Origin of the sequence: Roseovarius sp. CH_XMU1461 (assembly GCF_037027165.1) — a bacterium.
Taxonomy (GTDB): Bacteria; Pseudomonadota; Alphaproteobacteria; order Rhodobacterales; family Rhodobacteraceae; genus Roseovarius; species Roseovarius nubinhibens.
On sequence record NZ_JAYMDV010000008.1, the window covers coordinates 42,356 to 64,699 of the forward strand.

The following is a 22,344-nucleotide window of genomic DNA, read 5'->3' on the forward strand; positions in this document are numbered from 1 at the left end:
GATCCTGCCCTTTCCATTCAGCTTTGCACTGCAGCGACTTCGGCGGCCACTAGGCGACGCAATTCTGCCTCTCCGAATGGATCGAGCGGCGTGCCGTTCACGAAGAATGTGGGCGTCTGGCGAATTCCCACGGTCTCGACGTCGGCACGATCCTGGTTCAGAATTGCTACGACATCCGGTGCCAGCATTTGCGTGCGCGCGGCGTCTGCATCGAGCCCGGCCGTGGCGGCGATCTGAAGGATTAGGCCGGGCTCCGGGGCACCGTGCGCCGCCCATCTCGGCTGTTCCCGCAGAACGGCCTCGAGCACCGGCACGTAAACGTCCTGCATACGCGCCGTCTCGAGCACGCGGATCGCTTCCTCGGATGCCGCGCCGTGGAAGGGCGTGTAGCGGATCACGACGCGGACAGCATCCCCATGCTCGGCCATGATGTCCTTCACGATGGGATGAAAGGCGCGACAGGCCTCGCAGGCCGGATCGAAGAATTCGACGATCGTGACGGGCGCTTCCGCAGGCCCGAGGATGGGCGAGTAGGGGCGGATCATCGCGTCCGCGAGTTCCGGCGCAACGGGCTCGGCTTCGGCCAACGGGCCGGGGCGGGTTGCAAACCAGGTCGCTCCGCCGAAACCGGCGACGCCGAGGGCGAGAACGGACAGGATCAGGCCGCGTCGGTTCATGTTCGTGTGTCCTTCAATGAAAGGGCCGACAGCGCTCCGATCAGCGCGAAGGCGGCGAGCGCCATCAGCGGGATCGGGATGCCGAAGACCAGTTGGTTGTCATCGGTGCAAGAGGGGCCGGTGGCCGTGCAGGGCTGGATGCGTTCGGGAACAAGACCGACGTACAGCCCCATGTGCCAGAGGGCGACTGCGCCGCCGCCAAGCGCCAATGCGATGCCGTAGCGCCCCACACGGCCGTCCCGCCACCAAAGGCCGAGCCCGAGGACAATGGCCAAGGGGAACATGAAGGCGCGCTGGAACCAGCACAGCACACAGGGCGTCTGCCCCAGCACCTCGCCGATGAAAAGCACGGCAAGTGAGGCGACGAGCGCGATGATCCACGCCAGCCCGAGGGCTGTTTCTCCGGATATGCGGTTCATGTCAGTCAGATCCTCTCTTCCAGATCGGCGAGGATCTCTTCGGCGGAGGTGCCGTAGGGCCAGGAGTCGGCGAAGCCCGCGTCGGGATCGAAGAGGAACAAATGCGACGTGTGGCCCATCGTGTAACCATCCGGCGCTGCGGCCTCTTCGACGCGCTCAAATCGGCTGGACCTTGGCGGCATCGTCGCCCAGACCGTCCATCACTGCCGCGACCTCAGACAGTGTCGTCGGGCAGACGTCGGGGCAGTTGGTAAAGCCGAAAAAAACCAGCATCCAGCGCCCTGCAAAGCCCTCCTCGGTTTGAACCATACCCTGGTGGTCCGTCAGTTCGAACTCAGCGAAAAAAGGCGGCTCGGCGTCAGTTCGGGCGCTATCGGCACGATAATCGGACCAGAGCAAAAGCCATACGAAGGCAAGCGCTGCCACGCCTGCCAAAACCCAAAGAAACTTCTGTGCTGATGTAAGGGACAATCCTGTTCGCCTGCTTTTGATTCTTATTGCATGTGCGGATACATCCTCTAGCAGCTAGAGGTTCAAGCGCGAAATCATGGTATAGCTTGAACTCACGCGTCTGTGAATCCGACACTTGTTTATTCCGACGGCAAAACCTACACAGACTGTATCTTTTTCATGGAGGCTAAAATGCTCACGATCGGTACTCTGTCAAAGAAGACTGGCACAAAAGTGCAGACCATCCGGTACTACGAACAGATCGGACTCATGCCCGAACCTGGCAGAACCGAAGGCGGACAGAGGCGCTACGACAATGCACAGCTCGATCGACTGTCCTTCATCCGCCACTCGCGACAACTCGGTTTCTCGCTCGATGCGATCCGCGAGCTGCTCGACCTCAGCGACCATCCCAACCGGTCCTGCCACGAGGCCGATGCCATCGCGCGTCGCCAGCTCAAACAGGTGGACCAGCGCATGGCGCGCCTGAAGGCGCTGCGCACCGAACTGAAACGCATGGTTCACGAATGCAGCGGCGGGCGGACGGGAGACTGCAAGGTGCTTGAGGTGTTGCGGGACCATTCGGAATGCCTGACCGAGCACGAGGAAATCGGGGCCTGAAGGAATTCAGCCAACATTCCGGCTGGAACGCAGATCAGCCGCAGAAGTTAATGTGTCGTACAACACAGGCTGGAACCACAAAATGGCTGCTAGACAAAATTCAATGGAGAGACGGACGCTTTGGATCGTTCTGGCGCTCAATATCGGTTTGGCCGTGGCCTTTTTCGCAACAGGCGCCTTCGGCGACTCAAGTGCCCTGATCGCCAACGGGCTCGATAACCTCTCCGACAGCTTCGTCTACGCGATCAGCCTTTTCGCTTTGTCCCGATCCGACAAATGGAAACGCGGGGCGGCGAACGTTTCCGGCGGGCTGCTGATCCTGTTCGCCGCTGGTATCCTCTACGATGCATGGCGCCGCTACATCGGCGGGTCAGATCCGCTCGGGACGATCATGATCGCCATGGCCCTGTTTGCGGCGGCGATCAACGCAGTCTGCGTCTGGCTGCTCGCTAAACTCAAAAATCCGGACGTCAACATCCGCGCGGCCAACACCTTCAGTTACAACGATTTCGCCGCGAACCTCGGAATCGTCTTGGCTGGCGGCCTCGTCGCCTGGCTGGGAACCAACTGGCCGGACCTCGTCGTCGGCGTGATTGTCGCCGGGATCGCGGCCTGGGGCGGTATCGATATTCTACGCGACGCCCACGGCGAACACCACAAAGCGGTTCACACGGGCAAATAGTTGCGGGAGATTCTTTCTAAAGTAAGGGTTGAAGCTATAGTGACTATAGCAATTAGGTTTGTTCCAAGACGATTCGAGGAGCGACTCCGTTGCAGATGACCGACCCTTTACTTGCACCCACCAAACTACTGGATTTTGAGGCCGCGCCTCTTGCGCATCTAATTGAGACCCGCGGCTGGCGCGGCTTATCCGAATACGATCGGACCGGAGCTGCCTATGATTTCGTTCGGAATGAAATCGCGTTCGGATACAATCGAGCCGACGACATCCCCGCCTCGGATGTGCTTTCCGACGGCTATGGGCAGTGCAATACCAAAGGGACGCTCTTGATGGCGCTGCTGCGTGGTGTTGGCATTCGTTGCCGGTTGCATGGCTTCACGATCCACAAAGGCTTGCAGCGCGGTGTTGTCCCTGAGCTGGTGTATCCGCTTGCTCCGCAGGAAATTCTCCACTCATGGGTCGAGATCGAATTTCAAGGTGCCTGGATCAACCTTGAAGGCTTCATCCTGGATGACGCTTTCCTCGATGTCCTGCAAACGTCATTCTCGAACACAGAAAGTCTCTGCGGTTATGGCGCGGGCACGGATTGCCTTGGCGCGCCTCCCGTCGCCTGGAACGGAGAAGATACCTACATTCAGAAAACCGGCATTGTGCAAGATTTTGGCGTGTACGATACGCCGGACGCCTTCTATTTGTCCCATGAGCAATCCTTTGGATGGCTGCGTGGCGCCCTTTACCGTCATATAATACGCCACTGGATGAATGCGCGCGTACGTGGTTTCCGCAGCGGCCGCCTGAAGACTGACCGACGCGCGACACACGCGCACGCGGAGCCTGCCAATGCCACATGACCACGGGCACGCGCATATCGATCCGAATTCTGGGGACCGGCGGGTTGCCATCGCCATCTGGGCAAACGGGCTACTTACCGTTGCGCAAGTCGTCGGGGGCATATTCTCGGGCAGTCTGGCACTGATCGCCGATGCGCTGCACAACTTTTCCGATATGGCCTCGCTTGTCATTGCCTTCGCCGCACGCAAGATCGCGCGCCGCCCGGCCGATGAGCGCATGACCTTCGGCTATGGCCGGGTCGAAATCGTCGCAGCCCTGATCAACTACACCACCCTCATCTTGATCGGCTTCTATCTGATCTACGAAGGTGGCATGCGCATGATTGATCCACCCGAAGTCATGGGGTGGACCGTCGTCATTCTCGGTGGAATCGCGCTTGTGGTCGACACGCTGACCGCAATGCTGACCTACTCGATGCAGAAGGGGAGCGTGAACATCCGTGCGCTTTTTCTCCACAACCTTTCGGATGCGTTGGCTTCAGTGGCCGTGATAGTCGGCGGGACGCTCATTATACTCTATGAAATGCGTTGGGTTGATCCGGCCATCACCATCGGCATCGCGCTCTACATCCTGTATCTGTCCTTCACCGAAATAGGCGGCCCAATCCGAACCCTGATGCTCGGGAGCCCGCCGGACATCGACAACGAGGCCGTCGTCGAAGCGATGAGGAAAGTCGAAGGCGTCGCCGACGTCCACCACGTCCATCTCTGGCAAATGCAAGAGCACGAGGCTGCGCTCGACTGCCATGTCGTCGTGGCAACCGAGGGCTGGTCGAAGATCGAAGAGATCAAGAGCGCGATCAAGAAGCGGCTGAAGGAAGAGTTCGGCATCAGCCATTCCAGTCTCGAATTTGAGCATGAGGATCGCGCTCATCAGAACGCCGATCTCTACGGTCACGGCAACGCAAGTGAAAAGGAGAAGACCAATGTTCAAGGAAACGCTGACCGAGCATGATGATGTCATCGGGCTCGTCTGCGAAGGCAAGTTGACAGAGGCAGACTTCAAGAAAATGCACGCGCTGCTTCATGAACGTCTTGGAACAACCGATAATCCGGGTCTGGTTCTCGACCTTACAAGTTTCGAGGGCTACGAAGAGCCTTCGGCGATCCTGGAAGTTCTGAAGATCGACACTACACGTGAACGATTTCTGTCGCATAGCGGTTGTCGGAGAACGCAGATGGATGGAATGGGGCGCACGGGTGGTCAACCTACTGACGGGCTCCGAGATGCAGTGGTTCGAATCCAGCGATACCGAGTCCGCACTTGCGTGGGCGCGTGACGGGTAGCCAACGATTCTGCAAGAAAAGGACTAACTGAATTGGATATGGAATAATGCTTCTGGCGAATCCGGACCTACTACGTAGCGACTTTAACCGGGTACTGTGCGCCGATGTGCGATTCGAGTGAAATGACATCCGCCTCAAGATCGTGAGGCTACAGGGACATCACGTCCAAGTTACAGAATATCGCTTGACCTCCCCTTACTGGAAGGTTGTAAAAACTGTTTATGTTCCGCGTTTTTCGCCTTGTTTTGATTCTCATGCTGACCTTCGGTGCAGTGACTGCGCCGGATGTGTCGTCGGCCAGTATGTCGGTCACGGCTATGGCGCAGATGGACCCCTCCGAGAGCGCGGATGGCCGTTGCGGCGGGTGCTATCCCACCGGATTTGCTGAGGGCACTGCCTGTGAAGGTGGGTGTCCTGTTCCTTGCGGCTCCAGCGGTACTTCTGGCCTCCTTGTCAATATGCCGTCAGCGCGGCTCACGAGGCCTTTTGGTACTGCCGTCCTGGGTGCCGAACCTCTGATCTCACTCGGCACGAATCCGTCGCTTGATCCATTCCCTCCCAAACTGCCTGTCTGAACCTGAAACCGGCCTCGCCTGCTGCGAGGCCTGATTGTTGCCTTGGCCGAAGCTGGCTGAGTGCGACCCTTTCAGATCAAGGCAGTTGCGATGATTCTCCACAGACCGACTTCACGAAGGCGCGTGCTTCGCACAGGTGCCGCATTCACAGCCCTATCCGCTCTGTCACCTGCACGAATGGCGATGGCCGATCCAACTGGGGACCCATTCGTCCTACGCGCGGCATCCGGACAGGCCGCCCTGCGCCCGTCACCATACGGCCCGACTAATGTCTGGAGCTATAACGGGTCCGTCCCCGGTCCTGAAATCAGGGTCCGGCAGGGCGACCGATTGCTGGTTTTGGCTCAGAATGGGTTAGATGAAGGGACCACAATCCACTGGCATGGCATCCGCACGCCCAATGCGATGGACGGAGTGCCGTTCCTCACGCAGGACCCGATCCCGGTTAATGGCAATTTCCTGTACGAATTCGATGCACTGGATGCGGGCACGTTCTGGTATCACCCGCACCAGCGCAGTTCGGAACAGGTCGGACGTGGACTCTACGGGCCGCTGATCGTCGAGGAGGTGGACCCGATCCGCGTGGATCGTGACCTGACCTGGATGCTGGACGACTGGCGCATGACGCGGGCGGGGCAGTTGTCGGATGACTTCGGCAACCGCCATGACGCGATGCACGGCGGTCGTATTGGCAATTCCGTGACCATCGACGGTGAGATCCCCGAACGGATCTCGGTGCAATCCGGTGAGCGCATCCGCTTGCGGCTAATCAACGCGGCGAACGCGCGGATATTCGGGCTGGATTTTGGAGATTTTGAACCAGTCGTGGTCGCGCTGGACGGTCAACCCGTGACGCCCCATGCCCCTGACGGCGGGGTCGTGGTGATCGGCCCGGCGATGCGTGTCGATCTGGTAATCGACATGACCGGCAAACCCGGAGAGGCCGTCACGGTCACCGATGTCTTTTACGAAGGCCTCGAATACCGTCTGGTCGATCTCGTCTACGGGCCTGACAGGCTGCGGGACAGTGTGCCGGATTGGTCGATGGACCTGCCGCCCAACCCGCTGGCCGAACCGGACATGGCGTCGGCCGCGCGGCACCAGATCGTCTTCAATGGCGGAATGATGGGGCAGATGATGATGGGTGGCGACATGGGGTCGATGATGGATCAGATGCGCGAGGGCAACATGTGGTTCATCAACGGCGAAGCCGCGACGGGGCATATGATGGATCCCTTGCTCGTCCTGCCGCAGGGCACGTCGCACGTGTTCGAGATGGATAATCGCACCGCTTGGCACCATCCGATCCATTTTCATGGGCATTCGTTCCGTGTGATCGCGCGCAACGGGCAACCGACACAATATCGGGAGTGGCAGGACACCGTCCTGATGGCACCCGAAGAACGGGTCGAGATCGCCTTCGTGGCGGACAACCCCGGCGACTGGATGTTCCACTGCCACATCCTGGAACACCAGGCGGCGGGCATGATGGGCGTCATCCGCGTCGATCCCGGCACGACCAAAACCTGAAATCTCACAAACCAATGACCACGAAAAGGAACGAACCGATGGAAAAGATACTTGGATTTGCCAGCCTCGGCACAGCTGGAGTCGCCGCCGTCCTTGCGATGAGCCTGCATGCAGCCCCAGCCTCAGCGCAGGAGGCCACGCTCTACAAGAACCCGCAATGCGGATGCTGCGAAAGCTACGCGGATTATCTGCGCGAGAACGGTTTCACGGTGGAGGTGAAGCCGACCCACGATCTGGCGCAGATCAGCCGCGATGCGGGCATCCCGGATGACTTCCAAGGCTGCCATACAGGCTTTTTGGACGATTACGTCATCAGCGGCCACGTGCCGATTGATGTCGTCAACAGGCTGCTGGAAGAGCGCCCGGAAATTGCCGGCGTGACTCTTCCCGGCATGCCATTGGGGTCGCCGGGTATGGGCGGCGCGAAACAGGAGCCCTTCAAGATTTACACCGTCGAGGAAGGTGTGAGCCCGACCGTATATTCGGTCGAATGATCAATCGCGCGGTCTGGTGCGAACCCGTGCCAGACCGGTTTCAAGGGAAAACAAAGGATGGAATGCATGATGATGGACGGTGGAATGATGGGCGGCGGCATGATGATTGCGATGGGCCTCGTCTGGTTGCTGATCGTGGGTGTGCTGGTGCTCGCGGCGATCGCCTTGGTCAAATACATCCGCTCGGACAGCGGAAAATAGAAATGTGCCAGAATGCGGATTGAGGGTGCCAGCAGCGGCGATAGCCTGTTGTCGATGGGGTTGGTCTGGGCGCTTTGCGTCCTGCTCGTCCTGTCGTCGCTCGCGGCACTAATCGTCCTCTGTAGGTGGCTCGTAACAAGAAGGCGGAAACTTAGTGAAAAACACGATTAGGCTCTCGGCTGTCCTGCTCGCCACGACGGTTTTGCCCGTAGCGGCGCAGAGCGACGTGCTCATGGGCGAGCGCCTTTATCAAGAGAATTGTGCCAGTTGCCATGGGGCAAACCTGGAGGGGCAATCAGATTGGCGCACACGATTGCCGAACGGCAGGTTGCCTGCCCCGCCGCACGACGCCTCCGGCCATACCTGGCATCACCCCGACCGCGTATTGCTCGACATCGTGAAACGCGGACCGGCGGCGATTGTCGGGAACGGGTACGAAAGCGACATGCCCGGATATGAGGATGTGCTGACAGACGATGAGATCACGGCGATCATTGACTACATCAAGAGCACATGGCCCAACCGGATCCGCGCGTCGCAGGAAAGCCGATCCCTTGCCGATGAGCAGGCGCAGCCATGACGGAAGAGGTCGAGGGAAATGCCGACCCTGTGTCGCGACGCAGTATCTCCGGGTTCGTGCTGGTTCCGCTGATAGCTTTTGCCCTCATGGTCCTGTTCGGTTGGGGGCTTTTCAGGGGTGGCGACGACTTGCCGTCGGCACTTCTCGGCAAACCCGTGCCCGACTTCGCGCTGCCCCCGGTGCTCGGCCGAGAAGAAGGTCTTTCGACGCAGGACCTGATCGGACACGTGTCACTGGTGAACGTCTTCGCCTCGTGGTGTGTGCCCTGCCGTGCCGAACACCCGTTGTTCATGGAGTTGAGTGCAACCGGTGAGGTGCCGCTCTACGGAATCAACTACAAGGACCCGCCCGATCAGGCGCGCGCCTGGCTCGACGAGTTGGGTGATCCCTACGCGCGCATCGGGGCCGACATCAACGGACGCGCCGGTATCGAATGGGGCGTCTATGGCGTGCCCGAAACCTACGTCATCGCCGATGGCACCATCGCCTACCGCCATGTCGGTCCGATCACGCGAGCGATCCTGCAGGATACGCTGCTGCCGATCGTCCGTGACCTCAAAACCCAATCCGCCAAGGAGACAACGCCATGAAAATTCTGAAACCGGTGCTAATCGCCTGGGCACTGTCCGTCGGCGCGGCGTTTGCCGGGCCGCAGGGGTTTGCACTGCATGACACCCCGCAGCCTGTCGCCAATGTGCGCTACGAGAAAGAAGACGGCAACCGGGGAGACATGGAAGATTTTCGCGGCAAGGTGATCCTCGTGAATGTCTGGGCAACCTGGTGCGTCCCCTGCCGCGAAGAGATGCCGACGCTGGATGCGCTTCAGGCGGAACTTGGCGGCGACGACTTCGAAGTGGTCGCCCTTTCCATCGACCGGGCCGGATCACAAGTGGTTCGGCGCTTCTACGACGAAATCGGTGTTACCAACCTCAATATGTATGTCGATCAGACCATGCTCTCGATGACCGCGCTGCGCACCGTTGGCCTGCCGACGACAATCCTGATCGACGCGCAGGGGCGGGAGCTCGGGCGACTGGTCGGACCAGCCGAGTGGGACGACCCCGAAATGGTGTCCTTTCTGCGCGGATTTATCGAATGAGTTCCCCAGAAGACGTTCCCTCACCCTTGACCTTCCAGTTACTGGAATGACTATCTCACTAACATCGAAAGGATTTTTCGGATGACCGACATATCACCTTCCAGCATTGCGGGTGCCACCGACATTGAAAGCGCAGGCAACTGGCCCCGGTGGCTGACGCGCAGACGATTGCTGTTCGTCGGTGCGGCAACCGTGATGGGGGGCGGCATGGCCCTGAACTGGGGATGGCTCACCGCGATCGGGCTCGCGCCCGTTCTGGTCTCGCTGGCCCCCTGTGCCGCGATGTGCGGCCTGGGTCTGTGCATGAAGGGCGGGTCTGGAAAGGGCTGCTCCAAATCGCCGGACGGGGCGTCTCCCGACTGAGTTCTTTCGATAACCACACGATCAACCCAAGGAGAAAACCATGAGAAAAACACTTACAACTTTCGTCGTTGCGATGGCCCTTACCGCAAGTGCATTTGCCGCCAGCGCCCAGGAACAGACCACCCTGGAAACGGGCGAAATGATGCAGAATGATGATGCCATGCAAAGCGGCATGATGGACGGCGACATGGCGGGCATGATGAAGATGATGGCCGAAATGAAGCCCATGATGGAAGCCTGCACCGAGATGATGGCGTCCATGACCGAGAAAATGGACGGTGGCATGATGCCGTCGGAAAAATCGGACGGCTAGAGTTGCTAATGATGCCTGTTGGTCCACGGATCGGCAGGCATTTATTGTAAGGATATAAGAATTGACAGCACTGACACGGCGCGCCGCCTTGGCGACCATCGCGGCCACGATCTCCTCGCCGGCCTTCGCCAATCATCCGGGGCAAAACCTGGATGCGCGCATGTTCGAGATGGAGCCATACTTCCAGGCTATCGATGCAGCGCAGGCTCCGGGTTTCGAGTTGCAGGATTCCGAGGGGAATCCTGTGCGCCTGTCGGATTTCAGCGACAAGGTCGTCATCCTTCATTTCATCTACGCCGACTGCCCGGATATCTGCCCGCTCCATACGGACAAGATCGCGGCGATTCAGGCCTCGATCAACGACGGTCCGATGAAGGATCTTGTGCAGTTCATCTCGATCACCACCGATCCGGTGAATGACACGCCGGACGTGCTGCGCGATTACGCGGACCGGCATGGGCTCGATCCGAGCAACTGGGTCATTCTGACCAAACGATCCGATCAGGCCAATGACGCGACGCGCCTTCTGGCGCGGGAATATGGGCTGGAGTTCACGATGACCGCCGACAGCGACATGATGATGCACGGAGCGGTCACCCATGTCGTGGACATCGGCGGGCGGTTCGCTGCAAAATTCCATGGCATGGACTTCAAGAACGTGAACCTGATCCTCTATGTCAGCGAGTTGATCAACAACGCCCAGCATCGACGCCGGGAGCCCAGCTGGTGGGACCGGCTGACAGGTGTGTTTCAATGAGTGTCGTCGCGACTGGCGTCAGGCTGTCCTCGACAGACGGAGTTTCCCTGACAGCTCTGCGTCGGTATTTTGCGGTGATCATCCCGGCCAACTTGATCTGGGAGTTCGCGCATATGCCGCTCTACACGATCTGGAACGAGGGCACTTGGGGTGAGATTGTCTTCGCAGCCGTCCATTGCACGGGTGGCGATATCCTGATCGCCATGAGCGCGCTGATGCTTGCCCTCATGCTGTCGGGCCGGGGCTGGCCCCTGGTCGCCTCGACGCGGCGGTCTGTGACCGTCCTGACGGTGGTGTTCGGGCTCGGATACACGCTGTTCAGCGAATGGCTCAACATCGTGATCCGCGCGGCCTGGGCCTATTCGGACCTGATGCCGATCATTCCGATCCTCGATGCGGGCCTGTCACCTGTGTTGCAATGGATCGTGATACCGCTGGTCGCGTTCTGGTGGGTCTGGCGGCCTTTCAACAACGATCGTGATGTATGATGGATATTTCCGGCATCGGCATCTTCGCGGCCTTCCTGGCGGGTGCCATTTCGTTCCTGTCGCCCTGTGTCCTGCCACTGGTGCCTGGCTACGTCTCGTACATCGCAGGGCAACCAGATTTGCGCACGACGCGGTCGGTCGGCTTGCGGGCGCGCGCCGGGGCGCTCGGGTTGAGTGCCTGCTTTGTCCTGGGCTTTTCGACGGTCTTCGTCGCCCTCGGGGCCGGGGCCAGCGCGCTCGGATCCCTGCTGCTGACATGGCGCACCGAGCTGAACTATCTCGGCGGCGCGATCATCATTCTGTTCGGACTGGTCATGCTGGGTGTCTTTCGTCTCAATGCGTTCTCGCGCGATACCCGTTTCAATCTCGACATTCCCGGCGGTCGCCCGTTTGGGGCCTACGTGCTGGGACTGGCCTTCGCCTTTGGCTGGACACCTTGCATCGGTCCGATCCTCGGCGCAATCCTGACGCTCAGTTCGACCTCCGGCGGCATGTCGGACGGCATCTGGCTGCTGTCGATCTATTCCGCTGGACTGGGGGTGCCTTTCCTGCTGGCCGCGCTCTTCACCGACGCCATCGCCGCGCGGGTAAGGCAGATCGGCAAAGCCGGTCGCTGGCTCTACAAGGGCGCGGGTGTTGCCATGATCATCATGGGAGTTGCCATCATGACCGGGCAATTGTCACGGTTTGCCTATTGGCTGCTGGGGACGTTTCCCTTTCTCGCGACGATCGGGTGACGAATCTCGAACCAGCTCTAGGTGTGATGGCTGCAGTGTAGGGATTATCGCCGCCAAAGCCTTGTCCACCCGCCCGACGCAAGAGGCGCAGGACATGTTCTGCAGGGAAAGTCGAAGGGTATGCGAATCCGACATGGGTGACTCCTGATCCTGGTCCTCCGAGAGATAAGGGTTCCATTAGCTGGAAGGTCAACAGATGCATCGAGGAATTTTTTCGGGCATTGACCTTCCCATAGGGGGACGGCCTAGATGGCAGCAGTAAGAAGGAGATCGTGATGATCAGGTTCAGCGTGCCGGACATGAACTGCGGACATTGCACCGCGTCGATAGAGAAGGCCATTGTGACGATAGACCCACACGCGACCGTCACCTGTGACCTGACTGCGCGTTCCGTCGAGGTAGATAGCGCATTGGATGAAAGCGCTCTGAAGGCAGCGATTCACGATGCGGGCTACGGATCGCAAAGACTGAGTTAGTCCCGGCACTTCCAGTCATTACTGAAGTACTCACTACCATTTTCGCGTCTTCTGTCTGACTGGTGAACGTTGCTATGTATCTATTGCGCAACAGTTTTGAGCGCTCGCAGCGAGAATTCGCCTGCCTCGCTAGAATGTGCCAAACCTTCCCGCGCTGTAAGCGTTGACTAATTTGTCAAAACGTCCAAGTTTCCGTTCATGAGAATGCGTGTCGCCACTTCGGTATGGGTGAAATTCCTCACTTGCTTCGCTTTTGCGTTGGCATTGGTTCTGTCTCCACCTTCTGCGGCACACGCGGCCTCGGGAATGCATGATGGTCAGCATTCTGGATCGATCAGCGCCCTTCTCAGCGAACCGACAGTTGGTCAGGGAACTGATATCCACGCCGACCACATGAAACACCCGGCGACAGTTGACGTGGATGACATATCCTCCGACATTGGTGAAACAGAGCATCAATCAACTCAGTGTTGTAACGGAATATGCATTTCTGTCGTCATTCCAGACACAGACTTGGTATTCCCGGATCCTATTGCTGCGAAAGAATATATGATCCTGAGCGGTCAGACGCATTCCGTCGAAACATCAGGGTTTCTGCGGCCCCCTCGATTCCTGATCTGAAACGGCGCCCAATCCGGGTGTGAGCCTTGCGCAGACTCTGCGTGAGACATCGTTCATCAATCAGGTTACCTTCATGAAAATTCATCTACTTATGGGGGCTTCGGCCCTCGGGCTTGGCGCATGCGCCTATGAGCCTACCCCTTTGCCCTCCGTTGCGACACAACAGGCTGTCGTCAACGCGACCGTTTCGTCTCCGATCAGCTATCAAGATCCATTGGCTGGCTACACCTATCGTGGTCCGACGGGTCCCCGTGATTGGCGTTCCGTCAATCAAGAGCAGACGGAGGGCAACTGATGCGGCTATCGAAATTTCCTCTGCTATTCGGCTTTCCGCTAATTTTGGGTGCCTGCGCAACCGCTGTACCGGGCATCTACACGGAACCGAAAGCCGGCTTCGCTAACATTTCCAGCCAAGTCACACCGGCCATCGGCAAACGGACGGTCTTCGCCGAAACCCAGGCCGAAAACGAGGCTTTGAAAAAGCAGGTGCATGCGATGGTGCATCGCAAGACCATTTCGGCGGACACCGCCGTTCAGGTCGCGCTCCTGAACAATAAAGGTCTGCAAGCGTCTTACGCCAATGTTGGCCTGTCGGCCGCTGAGGCCTGGCAGCAATCGACGCCGGAAAACCCGATCGTATCAATTGGTGTTTTGGGAATCGGTGCGCCTGAGCTCGGTGCCTACAGAGCGATCGAAGGGCTGATCCGGTCGAACGTCCTCGATGCCACCACGCGCAAACAGCGCATGGCCATTGCTGATGCAAGCTTCCGGCAGGCTCAGCTCAATGCCGTGAACGACACACTTGCGCTGGCCAATCAGACGCGAAAGGCATGGGTCGATGCAGTCGCCGCCTTCGAGGCAGTGAGCTATCTGCGGCGCGCGAAAGCGACCTCTGACGCCGGCTCTGAACTGGCGATGAGGTTGGGCGAGACCGGCGCACTCAACAAAGCTGGGCAGGCCCGCGAACAGGCATTCAATGCCGAACTGGCGGGGCAACTTGCACAGGCACGATTGAACGCCACTCGGTCCAAGGAGGCTTTGACCAGGTTGATGGGTCTCTGGGGCACCGAAGTCGATTACTATGTGCCAGATGCCCTTCCTGCACTGCCGCGTTCTGTCGGCCGTGTGACCGACATCGAGGCCAAGGCGCTCCGAAACCGGGTGGATCTGCGTGTTGCCAAACTTGGCCTGGAAGCGCAGGCCAAGGCGTTTGGGCTGACCGATCAGACCCGCATTGTCAGCGATCTTGAGTTCATTGCCGGGTTCGAGGCGGAGCGGGAAATTGAGGACGGAGAAACGGAAACCGTGACCACCCCTCAGGTGGAAGTGGAGTTCGCGATCCCGATCTATGACACCGGCAAGGCCCGGATGCGCAAGGCGGAATTGTCTTATCTACAAGCGGCCAACGTGCTCGCAGAGAAGGCCGTGAACGTCCGGTCCGAAGCGCGCGGTGCTGAGACTTCCTATCATGCCGCATATAAAATCGCGCGCCACTACCGCGACGTTCTGGTGCCGCTACGCACGACCGTCGAAGAAGAGGGTTTGCTGTCTTACAACGGCATGATCACCAACACTTTCGAGCTGCTGACTGACGTGCGCGAGAAACTTGGCGCATCCCTGGAAGCGGCAAATGCAAAACGCGAATTCTACATGGCACAGGCCGATCTGACCGCCGCGATCTATGGCGGCGGCGAAGGCGGCGGTGGTGCTGGTGGAGAAGGCGCAACGCTTGCCGCCGGTGGCGGTGCAGGACACTGAAAGGAACTGACATGTTGAACAGACGTCAATTACTCGGAGCCGGCGCGGCAGGCGCAACGCTGGTCTCTTCAAAAGCCTGGGGTCAAACCCTGAACATGGGCCTACCCGAAGCCGCGCAGATGGACAGTGCGGCAACGGCGATTACGGCGCGTCCGTCGTCGGGGCCGGACTACACACCTGTGGTCACGCTGAACGGGTGGACCCTGCCGCACCGGATGAACAACGGGGTCAAGGAATTTCACCTCGTCGCCGAACCGGTAGAGCGCGAACTTGCCGACGGCATGATCGCGCATTTGTGGGGTTACAACGGCCAGTCCACCGGCCCAACGATCGAAGCAGTCGAAGGCGACCGGGTCCGCATCTACGTCACCAACAAGCTGCCGGAAGGCACGACAGTGCACTGGCACGGGCTCATCCTGCCTTCGGGCATGGATGGGGTCTCCGGGTTGAGTCATCCCAGCATCCCGCCAGGCAAAACGTTCATCTACGAGTTCGACTTGGTGAAATCAGGAACCTTCATGTATCACCCCCATGGCGACGAAATGGCGCAGATGGCGATGGGGATGATGGGCATGTTCGTGGTCCACCCCAAGGATCCCACGTTCATGCCGGTGGATCGCGATTTTCTGATCATGCTGAATGCCTTTGACATCGATCCCGGCACATATGTGCCGCGCATCATGACGATGACGGACTTCAACCTGTGGACGTGGAACAGTCGGATCTTCCCCGACATCGATCCGCTGGTCGTGAACAAGGGCGACAAGGTGCGAGTACGCGTCGGCAACCTCACGATGACAAACCACCCGATCCACATGCACGGCTATGACTTCAAGGTCACCTGCACGGATGGTGGCTGGGTGCCGTCAGAAGCGCAATGGCCGGAGGTCAGCATCGACATCCCCGTGGGCGGGATGCGCGCCTATGAGTTCGTCGCAGACCATCTGGGTGACTGGGCGATTCACTGCCACAAGTCGCACCACACGATGAATGCCATGGGTCACGATGTGCCGACGTTCATCGGGGTCAACAAGAAGCCGCTGACCCAGAAGATCCGTCAGTTCCAGCCGGAATACATGCCCATGGGCATGTCCGGCATGGGGGACATGGCGAAAATGGAAATGCCGCTGCCTGACAACACGATCCCGATGATGACGGGTTGGGGGCCCTACGGCCCCATCGAGATGGGCGGCATGTTTTCGGTCGTAAAGGTGCGGGACGGCATCGACGCGGACGATTACTCCGATCCCGGCTGGTACGAAAATCCTCCGGGCGAGATGGCCTACGAATGGACTGGCGAATTGCCCGAGTTTGCCTCGAACAACAGTCCCAAGACCATTCTCACACCAAAACCAAACTCGAAGGGCTGAACGGCCCTTCGTCGACTCCAACCAAACCAAACCTACAGGAAAACCAAATGAAAAAACTTCTTCTGAGCACCTCTCTCGTCCTTTTCGCTTCAACGGGGGCTTTCGCTGACGTTGGTCATGCCAAAATGGCCATCGGTATGCCCGGCCATACGGCAAAAGTCGACCGGACGATTGATGTAACCCTGCTTGAAAACGACGAAGGCGAAATGCTGATCGAGAGTGAGGAGATGACCATCAAGCAGGGTGAAACCATACGCTTCAACATCACGAACAAGGGTGAGCTGGAACACGAGTTTGTTCTCGACACGCTGGAAAATAACGCCGAGCACAAGATCGAAATGGCCAAGATGGACATGGAACACGACGACCCGAACCGTATCCGTCTTGATCCGGGTGCCACGGGCGAGGTCGTCTGGACGTTCGCGAATGCTGGTACGTTCGAAGCCGCGTGCCTAATCCCGGGTCACTACGAATCCGGCATGCACCGTGCGGTCTCGGTGGGGGACCAGATGGCTCAGGCTGACGTGGAATACACGAGCGGGACCATAAAGAAGATCGACGCCAAGGCCGGCAAGGTCACAATCATCCACGGCCCTCTGGTCAACCTCGATATGCCCGCGATGACGATGGTATTCCGCGCGGACGAAGCGATAATGGCCAAGATGGCAGAAGGTCAGGACATCGAGTTTGTTGCCGACCGGGTCAAGGGCAAGCTTACTGTCACGCAGATGAAGTGAAGACTGACCTTGGGGCCGAGGCGTACATGCCCGGCCCCAACGCTTTGAGGCAATTAAATCAAGCGCTACGGAGGTAGCCGAGCATTATGAATTTCCTGATAACCTGCACATGCGCCCTTGCGCTCGTCTTTCCGGCTTTCTCAGTGAACGCTTCCAGTGGCAAAGGTCAGCAACCTCATGCAGCAATACATGTTTTGCTGAAATAGAAGTATCGTCCAGCTTCACGTTCAATACGCGGATCGTCTAAAGCCTCAATCGCCGTAGTCTGAGCGCGTTCGCGATGACCGAGACCGACGAGAGGCTCATTGCGGCGGCGGCGAACATGGGCGACATCAACAGCCCGAATACCGGGTAGAGCACGCCCGCAGCTAAGGGCACACCGAGCGTGTTGTAGGCAAAGGCCCAGAACAGGTTCTGGCGTATGTTACCGATCGTCGCCACGGCCAGCGTCCGTGCCTTGACGATACCGTTCAGATCGCCGCTCAAGAGAGTGATGCCCGCGCTTTCAACCGCCACGTCCGCACCCGTGCCCATGGCCAGGCCGACGTCCGCTGCGGCCAGAGCCGGTGCATCGTTGACACCATCGCCGGCCATGGCGACCTTTTTGCCATTCGCGTGCAGCTCGTCCACCAGCGCCTTCTTGTCTTCCGGCAGAACTCCAGCCCGGACCTCGTCGATGCCGAGGAGCTGCGCCACGGCCCTTGCAGTGCGTTCGTTATCCCCCGTAGCCATGATTATCCGCAGGCCCGCCTCGTGCAGTTCCTTGATGACCTCGGCCGTCGTTTCCTTGATCGGGTCGGCGACGGCGACGATGCCGGACAGTTTTCCTTCTATGGCCACGAACATGGCCGTCTTGCCTTCGCTGCGCAGAACGTCTGCCGCCTCCTCTGCTGCGGAGGTGTCGAGGGACATGTCGCGCATCATCGCGGTGTTACCAAGCGCGACGGCGTGGCCCGAGACGGTTCCGCTCACACCCTTGCCGGTCACGGCTTCGAAGTTCTCGGCATTGCCGACTTTGATACCTCTCTCTTTCGCGCCTTCGACGATGGCCTCTGCCAGCGGGTGCTCAGAGCCTTTTTCCAAGGCAGCCGCGAGGCTCAGAATGGTTTCTTCGGTCTCGTCGCCCAGAGCGTTCACATCGGTCAGCTTCGGCTTGCCTTCGGTCAGGGTGCCGGTCTTATCGACGATCAGCGTATCGACCTTGGCCATGCGTTCCAGCGCTTCGGCATCCTTGATCAGGACACCCGCCTGTGCACCGCGCCCTGCAGCCGTCGTGATCGAGATCGGCGTCGCAAGGCCCAATGCACAGGGGCAGGCGATGATCAGCACTGACACCGCCGAGGCGATGGCAAAGACGAGCGCAGGTTCGGGCCCGAAGCCTAGCCAAGCGGCGAAGGAAAGGATGGCGACCACGACAACGGTCGGCACGAAATAGGAAGAAACCTTGTCCGCAAGCCCCTGGATCGGTGCGCGGGATCGCCGCGCGTTCGCGACCATCTCGACGATCTGGCTCAGCATCGTGTCGGCACCTACACGAGCGGCTTCTATGACAAGGGAGCCGTTCTTATTGATTGTGCCGCCGGTGACCGTATCGCCCGGACCTTTTTCGACCGGCAACGGCTCGCCAGTGATCATGCTCTCGTCGATTGATGACGTGCCGTCGACGACCTTGGCATCGACGGGGACCGCGTCGCCGGGGCGCACCCGCAACCGGTCGCCCTCCACAATGTTTTCCAGCGGCGCGTCATATTCCGTGCCGTCGGGCAGGATGCGCCGCGCCGTTTTCGGGGCCAGATCGAGCAGTGCCCGGATGGCATCGCCGGTCCGTTCCCGCGCCCGCAATTCCAAAACCTGTCCGACGAAAATCAGAGTGATGATAACGACGGCGGCTTCAAAATAGGTGCCGACTCCCGCGCCCATCCGGTAAGCCTCCGGAAACACGCCCGGAAGGAATGTGGCGACCAGCGAATAGATGTAGGCCGCGCCGACACCAATCGCGATCAGCGTCCACATGTTGGGCGAGCGGTTCACGATCGACGCCCATCCCCGCACGAAAAACGGCTTCGCTGCCCACAACACGATAGGCGTCGCCAGCAGGAACTCGATGTATGTCGCCAGCCGATGTCCGATCAAGTCCCGGACCGGCAAACCGACCAGCTCTCCCATAGTCAGGATAACCAGAGGAACGGCTGCGGCGGCACTGATCCACATCCGGCGGGTAAAGTCGGTCAGTTCTTCGCTGGGTTCATCCGACGGCACCATCGGTTCAAGCGCCATGCCGCAGATCGGACAGGCGCCGGGCTCGTCACGAACTATCTCGGGGTGCATTGGGCAGGTGTACTGAGTTCCGGCTTTCGGGGTCATGCTGTGATCCGATGCCGTACCTGAGGCATAGTAGATCGGATCGGCCTCGAACCTGGTCTGGCACTTATCGGAGCAGAAGTAGAAGGTTTCACCGTCATAATCCGCCTGACGGGCCTGCGGAGACATAGTGACGGACATGCCGCAAACTGGATCCTTGGCCTGATCGGATGACCGCTCTCGCGGGTGCGGTTCTGTTACCTGTATCATGCTCTTGCCCTCCAAAATGATGCCAATTCCTAAGATGGGGCTTCCAGCAACTGGAAGGTCAAGCTTGGATTGCTGATTAGCGAAGGAAAGCTGATTGATACTGCCAATATATTACATAATAAATCTTACCGGCCCAAAATCTTAGTGTTGCGATAGTATATTATCGTAGATATGCTGAGCCTAGTCACAGAGGGCCCTCAGCATGCGTCATCTATTTAAGAAGCTCCTCCCGTCGGTCGCAGTCGCTTTGACTGTGACAAGTTCTTTGCTGCCGATGCCCGCTCGCGCGCAGACATACCCGATCGATTGCGCGATCCTCTTGTGCTTGTCTGGCGGCTGGCCTGCTTCCGTTCCTTGCGCCCGAGCACGCGCCGAATTCATCCGACGAATTACGCCTTGGCCGGTGGAGCCTCCGCTTCAAATCTGGCGCTGCCCTATGGGCGCTTCCTTTGAGACCGCTCCAGCACCAAACAGTTCAGACCGCATCTTTGAAGCGTTCTTCCAGTACAACAGCACTGGTCTGCGACAATCCTTTCCAGCGCGCGATACCGCTGACCCAATTGCGGCCGCTTGGCGCACCTCAGAAACCCCAGACTACCTTGTTCCCGCCGAGCAGGCCCTCGGGCTCGTTCGAGATCGCGCGGACATCGATATCAGCGGACCTGAGTTCAACTTCGTGCGGTCCATTCGCGTCTTTGATGTCCGGTATGCGCGACAGCACGAATCCGGACGCGACGGCGACTGCAACCGTAGTGCCACCGTGGTCCTCGGCACATATGGAACGCAAGGTGACTTCGCCTGGCAGAGGTCCTCCATAACCGCCCTACCAGCCGCCCATGCCGGTCTCGAACGATGGGGCCAGAATTGCCCCGGTATCTATCATCGATCCGTTTTCGTCGACTGGCGTGACTACGAGGGCAACTACGGCTTTGAACAGGTGAACTACTGAACTGACGCAAAATGGCTCGGACTGTAAGATTGGTTTCGCGGACATGTGCAGTGCCACCTCGCGCGCCTAGTCGTCGCAGTGCAGTTTGGCATTTCGGCAAACGCCGCAGGGTAGCCCTCCTCACCCGCCCTCGTCTCTTCCGATCCGCATGAGCGCATCGAAGTCGATTTCTTGCTTCTGTTCGTCACTTATATCCGGCTGGATTTTCGATACCGGCTGGGGTCCATGGACGTCCCACATCACCGCGTGCGCGCCTGTAGTCCAGCTATAAACCCAACCAACAACGCTGCGCCCGTCGGTCCCGATCAGATTGGCAATCGCGACGCCTTCACCATTATCATCGTCCACTGTTTACTGACTTCCTGCACTTTGGCGCTGCAATCGCGGCATCGTGTTCCCAGGCTTCGCCTGCACAGCATGACGCAATTGGTGGATGTTGGCTAACTGCTCTTCCTTGAGGTAGCGGATTTCACGAAGGGATATCCAAAGCGGTACGCCCCAAATTTGCATTTTTCTCAAATTCTATGGTCGGGCTCCGTGGCGACTTCAACGATCGCGAGAACCTCGTAGGGGTCAAAGCCGATGGCGCGGGCGAGGACGACCAGTTCGACGACGTCGACTCGGCGCTGGCCGCTTTCAAGGCGGGCAATGAGGGATTGGTGGCATCTGAGCTTAGTCGCCAATTCAGCCTGTCCAAGGCCTGCCTTGATTCGGGCGTCGACCAACGCCTGGCAGAGTGCCACCTGTCCCGTGCTTCTGATTGTCTTTGCCACGCGTCACATACCTTTTGTGACGTCGCTAGCGGATGAAATCTATTATCTAAAAAGTAGATATATGAGGGTGTTATCGGCGTCTGGTTTTCATGGGCTACAAGTCTGATGCTCCCGAGGTTGCCCATCAATCCCCTGCCAATTGCAGAAACCGGGCATAGTCCTCGCTGACTTCGCGCGCTTCCTCGAAAGCGCGGGCGCGTTCGCTGTCGAGGCAACGGAAGTAGCTCTGGATATTCTGGATGTAGTCTTCGAAATCGCTACGGATGATGTCCGCATAGTCTCGCGCTGCCTGCGAATCGCTTGGCAGGAAAGGACGGGCCGGGGCGAAGCAGGATTCCGCCAAAATCGGCCCGGGAACGCAGATTAGAAGGACTATAGCTTGCAATGGGAGCAGGCATGTCAACCTTGGGTTTCTCAAACCTGTTATCTCCTTGATCGCAGACACTGGCCGTGACTAGTGTTTGCGTGACCAAACTACAGCTAAAGCACGATATTACATCTTGCGGTTGATAATATACTATCGTAACTCTGGGCTTCAAGTAGGAATGCCCAGGGTTGCGCCATTGGAGAAAGCGTGAGCCGGGCCATGAACTGGGACATCGAAGCACCAAATGTGGTTACGGAAGCCAGGTTCCGCGAGCTCGTGGAAAGCGGCTATAGCGCAGAAATCCTGTGCCAGGAGTCGGCACATAAGAAAGGCCCCAGCTATTACGGGGTCTGGATCATGCGCGTTGTCTCTGATGATGGGGTGGAAAAGCTCCTCGTCACCGCCCGCACGCGGACGACCTACAACGATATCAAGATCCGCGAGTTCAAGACGATCTCCGGCGTGGTGTCTTTCTTCATTGGCCTTGGCTTTGCGCATGTCGACCTGCCGCTTGAGGCGGGTACAAGCCGCACGCATAAACTCGCCCCGCCAGAAAAAGCCCCGTCAGACTTGGGCACTGGCAGCTAACCTCGTCTGT

28 protein-coding genes and 2 pseudogenes are annotated in these 22,344 nt (G+C 58.9%); 23 read left to right on the forward strand and 7 right to left on the reverse strand.

From position 1 onward, the window contains the following. Window positions 1-17 precede the first annotated feature (17 nt). The 3 genes and pseudogenes from WA237_RS16620 to WA237_RS16630 form a co-directional block, all read right to left on the reverse strand. The gene (locus WA237_RS16620; protein ID WP_009815484.1) at window positions 18-677 is read right to left on the reverse strand and encodes a DsbA family protein; all 660 of its coding nucleotides are present in this window, start codon (window positions 675-677) and stop codon (window positions 18-20) included. Further along, window positions 674-1,096 carry a disulfide bond formation protein B gene (locus WA237_RS16625; protein ID WP_009815483.1) on the reverse strand — a complete coding sequence of 141 codons (423 nt, stop codon included), beginning with the start codon at window positions 1,094-1,096 and terminating at the stop codon, window positions 674-676. The genes WA237_RS16620 and WA237_RS16625 overlap by 4 nt, the downstream gene beginning before the upstream one ends. 5 nt (window positions 1,097-1,101) lie before the next feature. Further along, window positions 1,102-1,531, reverse strand: a pseudogene (locus WA237_RS16630) (SCO family protein). A gap of 207 nt (window positions 1,532-1,738) precedes the next feature. Between WA237_RS16630 and WA237_RS16635 the strand changes: the two are divergent. From WA237_RS16635 to WA237_RS16735, 21 genes and pseudogenes are all read left to right on the forward strand, one after another. Continuing rightward, on the forward strand, window positions 1,739-2,167 hold the full coding sequence (locus tag WA237_RS16635; protein ID WP_009815481.1) for a MerR family transcriptional regulator: 429 nt from the start codon (window positions 1,739-1,741) through the stop codon (window positions 2,165-2,167). 103 nt (window positions 2,168-2,270) lie between these two features. Continuing rightward, window positions 2,271-2,849, forward strand: coding sequence for a cation transporter (locus tag WA237_RS16640; RefSeq protein WP_009815480.1), 579 nt, complete (start codon window positions 2,271-2,273; stop codon window positions 2,847-2,849). 95 nt (window positions 2,850-2,944) lie between these two features. Next, on the forward strand, window positions 2,945-3,700 hold the full coding sequence (locus WA237_RS16645) for a transglutaminase-like domain-containing protein (protein WP_009815479.1): 756 nt from the start codon (window positions 2,945-2,947) through the stop codon (window positions 3,698-3,700). Next, window positions 3,690-4,655 carry a cation diffusion facilitator family transporter gene (locus WA237_RS16650; protein ID WP_336098967.1) on the forward strand — a complete coding sequence of 322 codons (966 nt, stop codon included), beginning with the start codon at window positions 3,690-3,692 and terminating at the stop codon, window positions 4,653-4,655. The genes WA237_RS16645 and WA237_RS16650 overlap by 11 nt, the downstream gene beginning before the upstream one ends. A 55-nt stretch (window positions 4,656-4,710) precedes the next feature. Further along, window positions 4,711-4,987: pseudogene (locus WA237_RS16655) on the forward strand (STAS/SEC14 domain-containing protein). A gap of 665 nt (window positions 4,988-5,652) precedes the next feature. Continuing rightward, complete coding sequence (locus tag WA237_RS16660; protein WP_442970277.1) at window positions 5,653-7,092, forward strand: multicopper oxidase family protein; 1,440 nt, start codon at window positions 5,653-5,655, stop codon at window positions 7,090-7,092. A gap of 38 nt (window positions 7,093-7,130) precedes the next feature. Then, window positions 7,131-7,586 (forward strand): DUF411 domain-containing protein, encoded by a 456-nt coding sequence (locus WA237_RS16665; protein ID WP_040618661.1) that lies wholly within the window; start codon window positions 7,131-7,133, stop codon window positions 7,584-7,586. A gap of 66 nt (window positions 7,587-7,652) precedes the next feature. After that, on the forward strand, window positions 7,653-7,787 hold the full coding sequence (locus tag WA237_RS16670) for a hypothetical protein (RefSeq protein ID WP_009503829.1): 135 nt from the start codon (window positions 7,653-7,655) through the stop codon (window positions 7,785-7,787). Window positions 7,788-7,989: 202 nt separating this feature from the next. Beyond that, window positions 7,990-8,367 carry a c-type cytochrome gene (locus WA237_RS16675; RefSeq protein WP_237267629.1) on the forward strand — a complete coding sequence of 126 codons (378 nt, stop codon included), beginning with the start codon at window positions 7,990-7,992 and terminating at the stop codon, window positions 8,365-8,367. Continuing rightward, window positions 8,364-8,957, forward strand: coding sequence for a DsbE family thiol:disulfide interchange protein (locus tag WA237_RS16680; protein WP_009815473.1), 594 nt, complete (start codon window positions 8,364-8,366; stop codon window positions 8,955-8,957). Before WA237_RS16675 ends, WA237_RS16680 begins: the two co-directional genes overlap by 4 nt. After that, window positions 8,954-9,466, forward strand: coding sequence for a TlpA family protein disulfide reductase (locus WA237_RS16685; protein WP_009815472.1), 513 nt, complete (start codon window positions 8,954-8,956; stop codon window positions 9,464-9,466). Before WA237_RS16680 ends, WA237_RS16685 begins: the two co-directional genes overlap by 4 nt. Before the next feature lie 81 nt (window positions 9,467-9,547). Beyond that, window positions 9,548-9,829, forward strand: coding sequence for a hypothetical protein (locus WA237_RS16690; RefSeq protein WP_009815471.1), 282 nt, complete (start codon window positions 9,548-9,550; stop codon window positions 9,827-9,829). A gap of 40 nt (window positions 9,830-9,869) precedes the next feature. Beyond that, a complete protein-coding gene (locus WA237_RS16695) occupies window positions 9,870-10,142 on the forward strand; it encodes a hypothetical protein (protein ID WP_156783514.1) in 273 nt (90 codons plus the stop codon). A gap of 61 nt (window positions 10,143-10,203) precedes the next feature. Then, the gene (locus WA237_RS16700; protein ID WP_040618643.1) at window positions 10,204-10,899 is read left to right on the forward strand and encodes an SCO family protein; all 696 of its coding nucleotides are present in this window, start codon (window positions 10,204-10,206) and stop codon (window positions 10,897-10,899) included. Then, complete coding sequence (locus WA237_RS16705; protein ID WP_009503822.1) at window positions 10,896-11,387, forward strand: hypothetical protein; 492 nt, start codon at window positions 10,896-10,898, stop codon at window positions 11,385-11,387. The genes WA237_RS16700 and WA237_RS16705 overlap by 4 nt, the downstream gene beginning before the upstream one ends. Continuing rightward, complete coding sequence (locus tag WA237_RS16710) at window positions 11,384-12,124, forward strand: cytochrome c biogenesis CcdA family protein (protein WP_009503821.1); 741 nt, start codon at window positions 11,384-11,386, stop codon at window positions 12,122-12,124. The genes WA237_RS16705 and WA237_RS16710 overlap by 4 nt, the downstream gene beginning before the upstream one ends. 275 nt (window positions 12,125-12,399) lie before the next feature. Then, window positions 12,400-12,600, forward strand: coding sequence for a heavy-metal-associated domain-containing protein (locus WA237_RS16715; protein ID WP_009815466.1), 201 nt, complete (start codon window positions 12,400-12,402; stop codon window positions 12,598-12,600). A gap of 204 nt (window positions 12,601-12,804) precedes the next feature. Further along, entirely contained in the window at window positions 12,805-13,221 is a 417-nt protein-coding gene (locus WA237_RS16720) for a hypothetical protein (protein ID WP_254655714.1), read from the forward strand. A 294-nt stretch (window positions 13,222-13,515) separates the two neighbouring features. Continuing rightward, the gene (locus WA237_RS16725) at window positions 13,516-14,979 is read left to right on the forward strand and encodes a TolC family protein (RefSeq protein WP_040618642.1); all 1,464 of its coding nucleotides are present in this window, start codon (window positions 13,516-13,518) and stop codon (window positions 14,977-14,979) included. An 11-nt stretch (window positions 14,980-14,990) separates the two neighbouring features. Then, complete coding sequence (locus WA237_RS16730) at window positions 14,991-16,349, forward strand: multicopper oxidase family protein (protein ID WP_152334942.1); 1,359 nt, start codon at window positions 14,991-14,993, stop codon at window positions 16,347-16,349. A gap of 47 nt (window positions 16,350-16,396) precedes the next feature. Beyond that, a complete protein-coding gene (locus WA237_RS16735; RefSeq protein ID WP_040618641.1) occupies window positions 16,397-17,086 on the forward strand; it encodes a copper-binding protein in 690 nt (229 codons plus the stop codon). A gap of 243 nt (window positions 17,087-17,329) precedes the next feature. Here the strand turns inward: WA237_RS16735 and WA237_RS16740 are convergent, their stop codons facing one another. Then, window positions 17,330-19,588 (reverse strand): heavy metal translocating P-type ATPase, encoded by a 2,259-nt coding sequence (locus WA237_RS16740; RefSeq protein WP_336098980.1) that lies wholly within the window; start codon window positions 19,586-19,588, stop codon window positions 17,330-17,332. Between the two features lie 271 nt (window positions 19,589-19,859). Here WA237_RS16740 and WA237_RS16745 point away from each other — a divergent pair, with 271 nt between their 5' ends. Further along, on the forward strand, window positions 19,860-20,606 hold the full coding sequence (locus tag WA237_RS16745) for a hypothetical protein (protein WP_198011701.1): 747 nt from the start codon (window positions 19,860-19,862) through the stop codon (window positions 20,604-20,606). 120 nt (window positions 20,607-20,726) lie between these two features. On the opposite strand, the gene WA237_RS16750 is transcribed toward WA237_RS16745, so the two are convergent. The 3 genes from WA237_RS16750 to WA237_RS16760 all read right to left on the reverse strand — a co-directional run bounded on the left by WA237_RS16750 (window position 20,727) and on the right by WA237_RS16760 (window position 21,755). Beyond that, window positions 20,727-20,954, reverse strand: coding sequence for a hypothetical protein (locus WA237_RS16750; protein WP_009815553.1), 228 nt, complete (start codon window positions 20,952-20,954; stop codon window positions 20,727-20,729). A gap of 167 nt (window positions 20,955-21,121) precedes the next feature. Then, window positions 21,122-21,379 carry a helix-turn-helix domain-containing protein gene (locus tag WA237_RS16755; RefSeq protein ID WP_009815552.1) on the reverse strand — a complete coding sequence of 86 codons (258 nt, stop codon included), beginning with the start codon at window positions 21,377-21,379 and terminating at the stop codon, window positions 21,122-21,124. Window positions 21,380-21,503: 124 nt separating this feature from the next. After that, window positions 21,504-21,755 carry a hypothetical protein gene (locus WA237_RS16760; RefSeq protein WP_336099034.1) on the reverse strand — a complete coding sequence of 84 codons (252 nt, stop codon included), beginning with the start codon at window positions 21,753-21,755 and terminating at the stop codon, window positions 21,504-21,506. Between the two features lie 210 nt (window positions 21,756-21,965). Between WA237_RS16760 and WA237_RS16765 the strand changes: the two genes are divergently transcribed. Continuing rightward, window positions 21,966-22,334 (forward strand): hypothetical protein, encoded by a 369-nt coding sequence (locus tag WA237_RS16765; protein WP_009815550.1) that lies wholly within the window; start codon window positions 21,966-21,968, stop codon window positions 22,332-22,334. Window positions 22,335-22,344: the final 10 nt, after the last annotated feature.